Genomic DNA, 13082 nt, shown 5'->3' on the forward strand with positions numbered 1-13082 from the left:
GCTCCCCCATGAAGTTCAGTTCGCAGACGCTGCGCACGTTCACCACCCTGCACACCTGGGTCGGCCTGGTCGCCGGCTTCGGCCTTTTCGTGGCCTTCTATGCGGGTGCGCTGACCCTGTTCCATCACGACTTGCCGCTGTGGCAGACCCCGGGCGCAGCCACCGCCTTGCCGGCGGGCCTGGACGATGCGCAGTACCTGCTGGAAGACGTACTGGCGACACACCCGGAGGCCCGCCGCCACGTTGGCATGACCTTCCCCGGCACCGAACACCCGCAGCCCCTGGCGTACTGGCAGGCCGATGACGGCAGCTGGCGTTACGCCTGGCCGGGCCAGATCGCCGGCAGCCCCTCGCCGCCGCAGACCGGACTGGCAGAACTGGTCAACGAACTGCACTACAGCCTCGGCCTGCCGGTGGCCGGCATCTATGTGATGGGCATCGTCAGCCTGCTGTATGGCATGGCGCTGCTGAGCGGCCTGGTGATCCACCTGCCGAGGCTGTTCGGCGACCTGTTCGCGCTGCGCCCGGGCCGCAACCTGAAGCAGCTGTGGCAGGACGCGCACAACGTGATCGGCGTGCTCAGCCTGCCTTTCCACCTGATGTTCGCAGTCACGGGCGCCCTGCTGTGCCTGGTGTTCGTGCAGATGGCCCTGCTCAATCCGCTGATCTACGACGGCAAGGCGCTGCAAGCGGTACCGACCGCGATGGACACTGCGCCGGTGCGCGATGCCAGCGGGATTCCGGCGCCACCGGGCAGCCTGCGCGTGCTGCATGCGCGCGCACTTGAAGTGGCCCGCGCGCAGGGCGTGGCCAACTTTGAACCGGCTTACCTGAAGCTGGCCAATGGCGGTGATGCCAACGCCACGATCGAGATCACCGGCGAGGCCAGTGGCACCCTCGGCCCGCTTGGTGCCGTGGCATTGGACGTCGCCACCGGCAACCTGCTCGCGTCGCAGCTGCCGGGCCAGCGCGACGCCAACCACGCCACGCTCAGCGCCGCCTACGCGCTGCACTTCGGTGAGTTCGGCAACGGCGTGGTGGTCTGGCTGTACTTCCTGCTCGGCCTCGGCGGTGCGTTCCTGTTCTACTCCGGCAACCTGCTGTGGATCGAGTCGCGGCGCAGGCGTCGCCAGCCACAACAGCCACGTGCCGGTGTGAACATGGCGCGGGCCACGGTCGGCGTGTGCATCGGCCTGTGCGTGGCGATCTCGGTCGCGTTCGTCACCGCACTGGTGCTGGAGCGGCTGGCACCGTCGGCGCTCGACCACGGCATCCGCTGGGCCTGCTTCGGCAGCTGGGCAGCCTGTGCGCTGTGGGCTGCACTGCGCCGCCCCGCACAGGCCGCGCGCGAACTGCTGTGGGCCGCAGCGATCAGCACTGCACTGGTGCCGGTCCTGCACGGTGCACTCAATGGTGACTGGCTGTGGCGCGCCGCCGCGCGTGGCCAGTGGCCGCTGTTCTGGATCGATGCCATCGCGCTGGCCATGGCCTTCGGCTTCGCCCGCCTGGCCGTCGCCAGCCAGCGCCGCGCCCGCAACGGCGATCCGAACAGCGTCTGGGCGAACTGAAGCGTCGCCGGACATGGCCCGGCGCTACCAAAGCAGGTGCGCTTCGTCCAGGTAACGGCTGACTTCGATGAGGTTGCCATCCGGGTCGCGGAAGTACACCGATTCGATCGGACCCAGAGCGCCGGTGCGGGCCACCGGTCCCTCCTCCACCGCGACGGCCTGCGCCTGCAGGTGCGCCAGCACATCGGCCGTGGCGGTACGCGTGACCAGGCACAGGTCGGCACTGCCCGGCGTGGGCTGCAGCGCGTGCGGCTGCAGCGGGGCACTGGCCGGATGCAGATTGATTTTCTGCTGACCGAACTGCAGCGCGGTACGGCCCGCGCCGAAGCGCACGACGTTCATGCCGAGCACGCGCTGGTAAAAATCACAGCTGCGTTCGATGTCGGCCACAGTGAGGACCAGATGGTCCAGGCGTTCGAGATGGATCATGCCCGCAGCGTAACGCTGCGGGTATGGACATGCTGTGCGGGGTCGGGCCGATGGCGTTGCGGCATTGCGCCGGGCATCGCCTGATGCAGCTCAATCGCCGACGCGCGCCTTCTGCCAGGGACCCAGCATGGCGTTGAGCAGGCTGGCCTGCTCGTCGTCGCCGGTCAGCTCCCACATGAACACTCCGGCCAGGCCCTGCTCGCGGGCGAACTGCGCACGCAGGCCGATCGAACGCGGGTCCTCATAGCTGATGAGGATCTTCTGCCCGGCGTTGTACAGCCACGGGCTCTGCGCCTGCGGCTGCCAGTGCCTGGTCCAACCCGGCTGGTCGAGATAGCGCGCCTTGATCACCCGCCAGTCGCCGGCATCGGCCGGTGCACTGTAGGGCTGATACAGGCCGTCCGGTGCATCGCCGGTGACCTTGAAGCCGCGCCCGTAGAACGGCACGCCCAGCACCAGCTTGTCGGCCGGCACGCCATGTTCACGGTAGTACTGCACGGCGCCGGCCACGTTGTTCCAGCGGCGCAGCTCCGGCGCCAGCGGATCGGCCGGCACTTCATGCAAGGGCGCATTGAAGGTCGACACCGACGAAAAGCCGGTGCCCATGTCGTAGCTCATCAGGTTGATGAAATCGAACACCCTGGCCAGCGCCGGCAGGTCGTAGCTCGCCGCTGGATCATAGGGACCGTCGGTCTGCAGGCGGCCGGCGGCCAACGCGGCGGTCAGCAGCATCGGCTGGCCCACCTTGCGACCGCGTGCATCGAGTGCCTGGCGGAAGGACTGCGCAAGCCGGGTCAGGTTGGCGCGATCCTGCGGGCGATGCGCCAGCTCCTTCGGTCCGCCACTGACCGGGAATTCCCAGTCGATGTCCACGCCATCGAAGCTGCCGGCGTGGCGCTCGAAGAACAGCGCCATGCACGAATCGACCAGGCGCTTGCGGCTGGTTTCGGTCAGCGCTGCATCGGAGAATCCACCCGCGCCCCAGCCACCGATCGAAATCAGCGTGCGCAGGTGCGGATGCGCCTTCTTGAGTTCGGCCAGTGCGGCGAAATTCTTCGGCGCTTCCGCACCGACCGTGCAGCGGCCGTCCTCGATGGTGGAGAACGCGTAGAACAGGTGGGTCAGGCGCTCGGCCGGAATGCTCGACACCGGATAGCGCTCGGCCGATCCGCCAGGGTAGTAGGCGCCGAAGATCGGCGGCTGTGCGGGCGCTGCGTGCGCGGCAATGGGCAAGGCACCGGCAATCAGCACGGCAAGGACGGCCACGGTCTGGCGGAACATGGGATCTCCCGGTTCAAAGGCGCCGCCACGTTAGCAAACGGAAGGACCCATGGGACGGATGTCGCGGCATGTCGCCCCGTGACAGGCACACCGCATCCCGTGACGACAGCGGGGCAGACACGCGATTGCCGTCATGCACTGCAGCAGGACACGCACCGACGCCGCCGCCCCATGCATCGGCTAAGGTAGCCGCAGACCTTCAATCGCGCATGGACATGAGCATCGACTACGACAGTATCGACGGCGGCGACCTGCTTGGCGACGAAACCCTCGACGACCGCGAGGCACTGGAGGCGCGCGCCTACGCCGCCTTCCGCGAAGGCGACCTGCAGCAGGCGGTGGCGCTGTTCGGCGAGCTGATCGCACTCGCTGCCGAAGTCCCGTACCTGCATTACATGCGCGGATTGGCACACAAGTACCTGCGCGACTGGGCCTCCTCACTGCAGGACAACCTGCAATCAGAACAGCTGCGCGGCGAATTCGATGAAGCCACCGCGTGGAATGCCGGTATCGCCGCCACCGGCGTCGGTGACTGGGCCGAAGCACGCCGCCAATGGTCCCGCTGTGGCATCACCCTGCCCGAGGGCGAAGGCCCGATCGAGGGCAACTTCGGCGTAGCCTGCGTGCGCTTGGCACCGTGGTCCGACGCCGAAGTGGTGTTTATGAGCCGCATTGATCCGGTGCGTGCACGCATCGACAACGTACCGCTGCCTGAAAGCGGCTTCCGCTTCGGCGACATCGTGCTGCACGACGGGGCCTCGACCGGCCAACGTGCCTATGACGAGCGCCAGGTGCCGGTGTTCAATGCCATGCAGCGCCTGCAGCCTTCGGACATGGCGACCTTCACCGTGTTCGTGCAGTGCGACTCGGCCGATGACATCGCTGCCCTGGAGGCCATCACGCTGCCCGGCATCGGCATGGTCGAGGACTGGACGGCCACCGTGCGCCGGCTGTGCCGCCGCTGCAGCTACGGCACGCCTCACCATCATGGCGATGAGGCACCACGTGAAGACCAATGGAGACGCGAACGTGACCTCGGCGTGGCCGCACAGGGCCGGGCCGCGGTGGAAAAGCTCATGGCGATGTGGGTTGCTGCAGCCCCCGGCCGCGTGCTGGAGGCCATCGAACAGCGCGAGCACCCGCTGAGTGACCCCGAGCCGGGCCAGGTGTGGTGGCTGGGAGAGGAGGAAGAAGGCGCGCAGGTGTAGGGACCAACGATCCTCGCCCACAGGATTCCAGGCAAAGAGAAAGCGGGCCGAAGCCCGCTTTCTCATTTGCGAAAGCGTGAGGACCAACGGTCCTCACCCACCGCACGATCAGCAGTACCGATTATTCGGCGCTGGCGCCTTCGCCTTCTTCGACGGCCTTCATCGACAGGCGGATACGGCCCTGCTTGTCGACTTCCAGCACCTTGACCTTGACCACATCGCCTTCCTTCAGCTTGTCGCCGACCTTCTCGACGCGCTCGCTGGAGATCTGCGACACGTGGACCAGGCCGTCCTTGCCCGGCAGGATGGTGACGAACGCACCGAAGTCCATGATCTTGGCGACCTTGCCTTCGTAGATGCGGCCCGGCTCGACGTCCGAGGTGATCTGCTCGATGCGGGCCTTGGCAGCCTGGGCAGCGATGGCGTTGACCGACGCGATGACGATGGTGCCGTCGTCCTGGATGTCGATCTGGGTGCCGGTTTCCTTGGTGATGGCCTGGATGGTCGAGCCACCCTTGCCAATCACTTCGCGGATCTTGTCCGGGTGGATCTTGATGGTCAGCAGGCGCGGCGCGTAGTCCGACAGCTCCTCACGCGGAGCGGTCAGGCCGTGGGCCATTTCACCCAGGATGTGCAGACGGCCAGCCTTGGCCTGCTGCAGGGCCTGCTTCATGATCTCTTCGGTGATGCCTTCGATCTTGATGTCCATCTGCAGGGCGGAGATGCCCTCAGCGGTACCGGCCACCTTGAAGTCCATGTCGCCCAGGTGATCTTCGTCACCCAGGATGTCGGACAGGACCACGAAACGGTCGCCTTCCTTGACCAGGCCCATGGCAATACCGGCCACCGGTGCCTTCACCGGCACGCCGGCGTCCATCAGGGCCAGCGACGAGCCGCAGACCGACGCCATCGACGAAGAACCGTTCGACTCGGTGATTTCCGAGACGACGCGGATGGTGTACGGGAAGGCTTCCAGCGACGGCATGACAGCCAGCACGCCGCGCTTGGCCAGACGACCGTGGCCGATTTCGCGGCGCTTCGGGCCCATCATGCGGCCGCACTCGCCCACCGAGAACGGAGGGAAGTTATAGTGGAACAGGAAGTTTTCCTTGTACTCACCGGCAACGGCATCGATGACCTGGCCATCACGGGCAGTGCCCAGGGTGATGGTCACGATGGCCTGGGTTTCGCCGCGGGTGAACAGCGAGGAACCGTGGGTACGCGGCAGCACGCCAGTCTTCACGGCGATCGGGCGGACGGTGTCCAGCGCACGGCCGTCGATACGGACCTTGGTGTCCAGCACCGAGTCACGCATGGTGCGGTATTCCAGCTCGCCGAATTCCTTCGACAGCTCGGCCGGGTTCCAGCCTTCGGCGGCCACGCGGCCCGCCAGGGCTTCGAACACGTCCTTCTTGATCGCCGAGATGGCGTCACGGCGCTGCAGCTTGTCGCGCACCTGGAAGGCTTCGCCCAGGCGCGGGCCGATGGCTTCCTTCAGCGCGGAGATCAGCGCGTCGTTCTTGGCCGGGGCTTCCCAGGTCGACGGCTTGGTGCCGGCTTCGACGGTCAGCTCGTTGATCGCGTTGATGACCTTCTGCATTTCGCGGTGACCGAAAGTCACGGCGCCCAGCATCACGTCTTCGGACAGCAGCGCGGCTTCGGATTCGACCATCAGCACGGCGTTGGAGGTACCGGCAACGACCAGTTCCAGCTGCGAGTCAGCCAGTTCGCTGACGGTCGGGTTCAGGATGTACTCGCCGTTCTTGTAGCCGACCTTGGCAGCGCCGATCGGGCCCATGAACGGGGTGCCGGCCAGGGCCAGGGCAGCCGAGGCGCCGATCAGGGCCGGGATGTCGCCGTCCACGTCCGGGTTCAGCGACATGACCGTGGCGATGATCTGCACTTCGTTCTTGTAGTCTTCCGGGAACAGCGGACGGATCGGACGGTCGATCAGACGCGAGATCAGCGTTTCCTTCTCGGTCGCACGGCCTTCACGCTTGAAGAAACCACCCGGGATGCGGCCGCCGGCGTAGAACTTTTCCTGATAATCGACGGTCAGCGGGAAGAAGTCCTGGCCTTCGCGCGCGCTCTTGGCGGCGACGGCGGTGACCAGCAGTACGGTGTCGTCCATCTTGACGATGACCGCGCCGCTGGCCTGGCGGGCGACTTCGCCGGTCTCAAGCGTGACGGTGTGCTTGCCGTACTGGAAGGTTTTGGTGATTTTTGCCACGGAGGGTGTCCTTGGGGATGCTGTCTGCGAATTTGGACCGTCGGCGACCCTTGCCGCCAGCGGGTGGCCGGATCGTTCCGGCCTGAATCGGGGATTGCGGTGCTACAAAACAAAACCGCGGCGCATCGCTGCGCCGCGGGGGATTCGTTGCTTAGCGACGCAGGCCAAGCTTTTCGATCAGGGCCTTGTAACGCTCGACGTCCTTCTTCTTCAGGTAGTCGAGCAGGCTGCGACGGCGGTTGACCATCTGCAGCAGGCCGCGGCGGCTGTGGTGATCCTTCTTGTGGGTCTTGAAGTGGCCAGTCAGCAGTTCGATGCGGGCGGTCAGCAGGGCAACCTGGACTTCCGGGGAGCCGGTGTCAGCGGCGCTGCGCTTGTTGTCTTCAATGACCTTCTGGGTGTCGATCGACATTTCTTTTTTCTCTGTGATGCGTGGCCGGCAGGAACGCGCTTCGCGCACCGCCAGGCTCGCCGTGGACTACGAGGATGAAACCTGCGCGAGGCAGGTTGCCGGAAAACGGCCGCGAAATTGTAACGGCCAGGGGCTTCCGGGACAAGGACCGGGGCTGAACCACCCTGCCCCGGTCAGAGGTTGAAACGGCGCTGCGGGGCCAGCAGGCCACTGTCGTCGACCTGGCCCAGGCCCTGGACAGCATCGTCCGGACCGAACACGGCCACCAGGCCATGCGGCCAGGACGCGTCACGCTGGCGCTGGCCGACGCAGAAGCGGCGGGTCTGCCCGGCATCGAGGTCGACCCGCGGGTATCCAGCCAGGCCGGCTGCCAGCGGCAGCAGCAGCGCGTCCATGCCCGCCTCGTCGCCGGCCTCGGCCATCGCCCGCAACTGGTCCAGGGTGACCATCGCCGGCGCGCGGAACGGTTCGACCCACAGCCGGCGCAGCGCGCTGATGTGGGCGCCACAGCCCAGGCGTTCGCCGAGATCGCGGGCCAGGCTGCGGATATAGGTGCCGGAGCCACAGGTCACGCGCAGGTGCAGGCGCCCGGGCAGCTGTTCGAGCACCTCGATCGCGTGCACCTGGACCTCGCGCTCCGGAGCCTCGATGGCCTCGCCGCGGCGGGCCTTCACATACAGCGGTTCCCCGCCCTGCTTCAGCGCCGAATAGATCGGAGCCCGCTGACGGATGTTCCCCGTCAATGGCGCCAGCGCAGCCTGCAGGGCCTCGGCGCTGATCGCCGGCACCGGGCGCTGCACCAGCACCTGGCCCTCGGCATCATCGGTATCCGTGGTCTGGCCGAGGACGATCTCGGCATCGTACGCCTTGGCCGAACCCAGCAGCAGGCCGGCGATCTTGGTGGCCTCGCCGAAGCATAGTGGCAGCAGGCCGGTGGCCAACGGGTCGAGGCTGCCGGTGTGGCCACCCTTCTCGGCACGGAACAGGCGGCGCGCCACTTGCAGGGCGGCGTTGGAGCTCATGCCGGTCGACTTGTCGAGCAGCAGGATGCCATCCAGGCGGCGGAACTGAATTCGGGTCATGGCAGGAATGTGTAGGGCCGAGCCATGCTCGGCTGCCGCAGCGCGGTCTGCGTCAGACGTCGCACAGCCGGAATGCAACGACGCCGGGCATGCCCGGCGTCGCGCGGTTATTCGTCGTCGCTCCCGCGACGCTTCTCCGCGGCCAGCGTATCGGGCAGGTCGCGCAGGATGTTGTCGATGTGCTCACCACGGTCGACCGAGTCGTCGTAGTGGAAATGCAGCTCCGGCACGTGGCGCAGCTTCATCGCGCGGGCCAGGTCCATGCGCAGGCGGTAGCCCAGCTCCTTCAGGCCGGCCACGGCTTCAGCCGAGCGTTCCGGCATCAGGGCGGTGACGAACACCTTGGCATGGGCCATGTCGCGGGTGATTTCCACGTCGGACACGCTCACCGAGGGCAACCCGTGCTCGCGCACGGCGTTGTGCACCAGGGTGCCGAGTTCACGGCGCAGCTGGGCGGAGACACGGTCGGTTCGATGGAAAGTCTTGGGCACGAGCAGCTCTTGGTTCAGTTGTCGCCCGACCAACGGTCGGGCGCTACCTTTGATTCGATTGTCGCCCGACCAACGGTCGGGCGCTACAGGTACATGGTAGGGCCCGACCGTTGGTCGGGCCACCTTGCAGCATTACAGGGTGCGCGGCACTTCGATACGCTCGAAGCACTCGATCTGGTCGCCCGGCTTGACGTCGTTGTAGGCCTTCACCGCGATACCGCATTCGGTACCGTTGCGGACTTCCTCGACGTTCTCCTTGAAGCGACGCAGCGATTCCAGCTCGCCCTCGAAGATCACCACGCTGTCGCGCAGCACGCGGATCGGCTTGTTGCGCTTGACCACGCCCTCGATGACCATCGAGCCGGCAACGGCGCCCAGCTTGGAGCTGCGGAAGACGTCGCGGACCTCGGCGATACCGATGATCTCTTCGCGGATCTCCACGCCCAGCAGACCGGATGCCACCTGCTTCACCTGATCGATCACGTCATAGATGATCGAGAAGTAACGCAGGTCAACGCCGTTGGATTCAATGATGCGACGGGCCGAAGCATCCGCACGCACGTTGAAGCCGATGACGGTGGCCTTCGAAGCAGCCGCCGAGTTGGCATCCGATTCGGTGATGCCGCCGACGCCGGAGTGGATCACGTTGATGCGGATGTCTTCGTTGGACAGCGCGACCAGTGCCTGGCTCAGGGCCTGCACCGAACCCTGCACGTCGGCCTTGATGACCAAGTTGAGGACCTGCTGGCCCTCGCCCTTGCCCAGGGTCGCCATGATGTCTTCCATGCGGCTGCCAGCGGTGGCGACCAGGCGCGATTCACGGCGCTTGGTCTCACGCTGCTGGGCAACATCCTTGGCCAGGCGCTCGTCCTCGACCACCACGAAGTCGTCTCCGGCTTCCGGCACACCGGACAGGCCCAGGACCTGCACCGGGATCGACGGGCCGGCGAACTCCGGCTGCTTGCCGGTTTCGTCGAACAGCGCACGCACGCGGCCGTACTGGATACCGCACACCAGGTAGTCGCCCTTCTTCAGGCGGCCCTGCTGCACCAGCACCGTAGCGACCGGGCCGCGGCCCTTGTCCAGCGACGATTCGATCACCACGCCCGAGGCGCGGCCTTCGTCGACGGCCTTCAGTTCCAGCAGTTCGGCCTGCACCGACACCGCGTCCAGCAGGTCGTCGATGCCCAGGCCGGTCTTGGCCGAGATCTCCACCATCTGGATGTCACCACCGAACTCTTCGGCCACGACCTGCTCGGAGAGCAGCTCGTTCTTGACCCGCATCGGGTCGGCGCCGGACTTGTCGATCTTGTTGATCGCCACGATCAGCGGCACACCCGCCGAACGGGCGTGCTGGATCGCTTCCTTGGTCTGCGGCATGACGCCGTCGTCGGCAGCAACCACCAGCACCACGATGTCGGTCAGCTTGGCACCGCGGGCACGCATCGAGGTGAACGCGGCGTGGCCCGGGGTATCCAGGAAGCTGATGACGCCCTTGGGCGTCTCGACGTGGTAGGCGCCGATATGCTGGGTGATGCCGCCGGCTTCGCCGTGGGCAACCTTGGTGCGGCGGATGTAGTCCAGCAGCGAGGTCTTGCCGTGGTCCACGTGACCCATGATGGTGACCACCGGCGGGCGCTGTACGGCTTCGCCCTGGTTTTCACCGGTCGAAGCCAGCAGCGCGTCTTCGGCATCGTTGTCGTTGGCACGGATCGCCTTGTGGCCGAGTTCTTCGGTCACCAGCGCAGCGGTGTCGTGGTCGATGGACTGGGTGATGGTCGCCATCACGCCCATCTTGAACAGCGCCTTCACCACCTCGCCGCCCTTCAGCGCGAGCTTCTGCGCCAGGTCGGCCACGGTGATGGTCTCGCCGATCGCGACTTCACGCACGACCGGTGCGGTCGGGCGTTCGAACGCGTGCGGACCGGCATTGTTGCCACCACGCGACATGTCGCGACGGCCACCGGACTGGTTGCGGCCACCCGGACGTCCACGCGAACTGCTGTTGTTGCTGTTGCCACGACGCGCACGGTCGGCGGCCGACAGGTGCATCTGGCCGGCGAAGCGGTCGCCCGGGCCACGCTCGTTGCGCGGCGCGCTGCGGTTGTTGCGCTCGTCGTTGCGCGGCGGCGGAGCACCACGCGGCGCAGCCGGGGCGGCGGCCGGGGCGCGCGGCGGGCGCGGCGCGGTTTCGTCGATCGGAGCACGCTTGGGCTTGCTGGCGGCCAGTGCCTCGGCCGCCTTGGCCGCAGCCGCAGCTTCCTCGGCGGCCTTCTTCTCGGCCTCGGCGCGTTCCTTGGCGGCGGCCTCTTCCTCACGGGCACGGACGATGGCCTCGTCGCGCAGACGATCCTTCTCGGCCAGGGCCTGCTGTTCGGCGAGGTTGCGCGCACGCGACTCTTCCAGCTTGCGCAGGATGTCGGCGCGCTCTTCGTCCGGCGTCATGGCGCGAGCACCATCCTTGACGTAGGTACGCTTCTGGCGCACCTCGACATTCACGGTCGTCTTGCTGCGACCGGAATTGACCGTCACTTCCTGCTGCTTCCGGCGGTTGAGCGTGATCTTCTTTGCAGACTGATCGGTCTCTTCCGGGGCCTGCTCGGGCTTGCCGTGCGAACGACGAAGGAAGCCCAGGAGCTTTACCTTCTCGGAGCTGGTCACGACCTGGTCGGGACCGCTGAACTTCATGCCGGCACCGGCCAGCTGTTCCAGCAGTTTTTCGACCGGCGTGTTGACCAGTTCGGCAAGCTTGCGGATGGTGGTTTGCTGCGACATTCGGATCCTATGATCTTGTGGGCGCCCCCCCGCATCTGGAGGTGGCGCGGATTCTACGCCCTGAGCGGCTCAGGGCCCTGTTCATTGCCGGCTCATTCGCCGCGTTCCAGTCGGGCGATCTCCTCGGCACGGGCGGCCAGGATCAGCGCAGCGGCGCGCGCCTGATCCAGTCCTTCGATGCCGAAGTCCATGACCTCGTCGGCGGCCAGGTCGGACAGGTCCTCGCTGGTACGCACGCCGTGGCCGGCCAGCGCATATGCGGTGGCTTCGTCCATGCCCTTCAGGGACAGCAGGTCCTGCGCCGGCTGGCCGTCTTCAAGGCCTTCCTCGACTGCCAGGGCCTCATTGAGCAGCGCATCGCGGGCACGAGCGCGCAGCTCTTCGACGATGTCCTCGTCGAAACCTTCCACGGCCAGCAGTTCGCCGACCGGGACATATGCGATTTCCTCGACGGTGCCGAAGCCTTCGCTGACCAGGATGCCGGCGATTTCCTCGTCCACTTCCAGTTTGTCCATGAACAGCTGGCGGGCGGCAGCCTGCTCGGCCTCCGACTTGGCAGTGACCTGGTCCTGGGTCATCACGTTGAGCTGCCAGCCGGTCAGGCGGCTGGCCAGGCGCACGTTCTGGCCGCCCTTGCCGATCGCCTGGGCCAGGCGGTCTTCGGCAACGGCCAGGTCCATCGAGTGCTTGTCCTCATCGACGATGATCGACTGCACTTCGGCCGGCGCCATCGCGTTGATGACGAAGTTGGCCGGGTTGTCGTTCCACAGCACGATGTCCACGCGCTCGCCATTGAGCTCGTTGGACACGGCCTGCACGCGCGAACCGCGCATGCCGATGCAGGCACCGATCGGGTCGGTGCGCTGGTCGTGGGCCAGCACGGCGATCTTGGCGCGGTCGCCCGGATCGCGGGCGCAGGCCTTGATTTCCACCAGGCCCTGGCCGACTTCCGGCACTTCCAGCTTGAACAGCTCGATCATGAACTCCGGCGCGGCGCGGCTGATGAACAGCTGCGGGCCACGCGGCTCCGAGCGCACTTCGGCCAGGTAGCCGCGCACGCGGTCGCCGGCACGCAGCACGTCGCGCGGAATGCCCTTGTCCTTCGGAATGAAGCCTTCGGCATTGCCACCGAGGTCGACGTAGATGTTGCCGCGCTCGGCGCGCTTGACCACACCGGTGATCAGCTCACCCACGCGATCCTTCCATGCATCCACGACCTGCTGGCGCTCGGCTTCGCGCACGCGCTGGACGATGACCTGCTTGGCGGCCTGGGCAGCGATGCGGCCGAAGTCCGGGTTCTCGATCTGCTCTTCGATGTAGTCGCCGACCTCGACGCCTTCGGCCTCGTCGACCGCGTCCATCAGGCGGATCTGGCGATCCGGCGATTCCATCACCACATCATCGGCCACCACTTCCCAGCGGCGGAAGGTTTCGTAGCTGCCATCCTTGTGGTCGATGACCACGCGGGTCAGCACTTCCTCCTCGGGATAGCGCTTCTTCGCTGCCGAGGCCAGGGCGGCCTCGATGGCATCGAAGATCACTTCACGCGGCACGCCCTTCTCGTTGGCGACTGCGTCGACTACCAGCAACAGTTCCTTGCTCATTG

Annotated in this window: 10 protein-coding genes; 2 read left to right on the forward strand and 8 right to left on the reverse strand. The window is 66.5% G+C overall.

Annotated features, from left to right (window positions below; translation table 11 throughout):
- The first annotated feature begins 8 nt into the window (after positions 1 to 8).
- Entirely contained in the window at positions 9 to 1568 is a 1560-nt protein-coding gene (locus ACEPA4_RS13910) for a PepSY domain-containing protein (protein WP_065179358.1), read from the forward strand.
- 24 nt (positions 1569 to 1592) lie between these two features.
- Here the strand turns inward: ACEPA4_RS13910 and ACEPA4_RS13915 are convergent, their stop codons facing one another.
- Positions 1593 to 1997, reverse strand: a complete 405-nt coding sequence (locus ACEPA4_RS13915) for a VOC family protein (RefSeq protein WP_065186674.1) — start codon at positions 1995 to 1997, stop codon at positions 1593 to 1595.
- Positions 1998 to 2087: 90 nt separating this feature from the next.
- Complete coding sequence (locus tag ACEPA4_RS13920; RefSeq protein ID WP_065186673.1) at positions 2088 to 3278, reverse strand: glycoside hydrolase family 18 protein; 1191 nt, start codon at positions 3276 to 3278, stop codon at positions 2088 to 2090.
- Positions 3279 to 3493: 215 nt separating this feature from the next.
- On the opposite strand from ACEPA4_RS13920, the gene ACEPA4_RS13925 reads away from it, so the two are divergent.
- Complete coding sequence (locus ACEPA4_RS13925) at positions 3494 to 4486, forward strand: hypothetical protein (RefSeq protein WP_235646260.1); 993 nt, start codon at positions 3494 to 3496, stop codon at positions 4484 to 4486.
- Between the two features lie 121 nt (positions 4487 to 4607).
- On the opposite strand, the gene pnp is transcribed toward ACEPA4_RS13925, so the two are convergent.
- The 6 genes from pnp to nusA all read right to left on the reverse strand — a co-directional run bounded on the left by pnp (position 4608) and on the right by nusA (position 13080).
- Positions 4608 to 6716 (reverse strand): polyribonucleotide nucleotidyltransferase, encoded by a 2109-nt coding sequence (pnp, locus tag ACEPA4_RS13930; protein ID WP_053499253.1) that lies wholly within the window; start codon positions 6714 to 6716, stop codon positions 4608 to 4610.
- A gap of 151 nt (positions 6717 to 6867) precedes the next feature.
- On the reverse strand, positions 6868 to 7128 hold the full coding sequence (rpsO, locus tag ACEPA4_RS13935) for a 30S ribosomal protein S15 (protein ID WP_005417886.1): 261 nt from the start codon (positions 7126 to 7128) through the stop codon (positions 6868 to 6870).
- 173 nt (positions 7129 to 7301) lie between these two features.
- Positions 7302 to 8210: a tRNA pseudouridine(55) synthase TruB gene (gene truB / locus ACEPA4_RS13940; RefSeq protein ID WP_139727413.1), complete on the reverse strand. Its 909-nt coding sequence runs from the start codon at positions 8208 to 8210 to the stop codon at positions 7302 to 7304.
- 107 nt (positions 8211 to 8317) lie between these two features.
- Positions 8318 to 8701 (reverse strand): 30S ribosome-binding factor RbfA, encoded by a 384-nt coding sequence (rbfA, locus tag ACEPA4_RS13945; protein WP_065179361.1) that lies wholly within the window; start codon positions 8699 to 8701, stop codon positions 8318 to 8320.
- A gap of 132 nt (positions 8702 to 8833) precedes the next feature.
- Positions 8834 to 11476, reverse strand: a complete 2643-nt coding sequence (gene infB / locus ACEPA4_RS13950; RefSeq protein ID WP_139727415.1) for a translation initiation factor IF-2 — start codon at positions 11474 to 11476, stop codon at positions 8834 to 8836.
- A 92-nt stretch (positions 11477 to 11568) separates the two neighbouring features.
- Positions 11569 to 13080 (reverse strand): transcription termination factor NusA, encoded by a 1512-nt coding sequence (nusA, locus tag ACEPA4_RS13955; RefSeq protein WP_005417911.1) that lies wholly within the window; start codon positions 13078 to 13080, stop codon positions 11569 to 11571.
- Positions 13081 to 13082: the final 2 nt, after the last annotated feature.

This window comes from Stenotrophomonas sp. P2112, from assembly GCF_041897515.1.
Lineage (GTDB): Bacteria > Pseudomonadota > Gammaproteobacteria > Xanthomonadales > Xanthomonadaceae > Stenotrophomonas > Stenotrophomonas sepilia.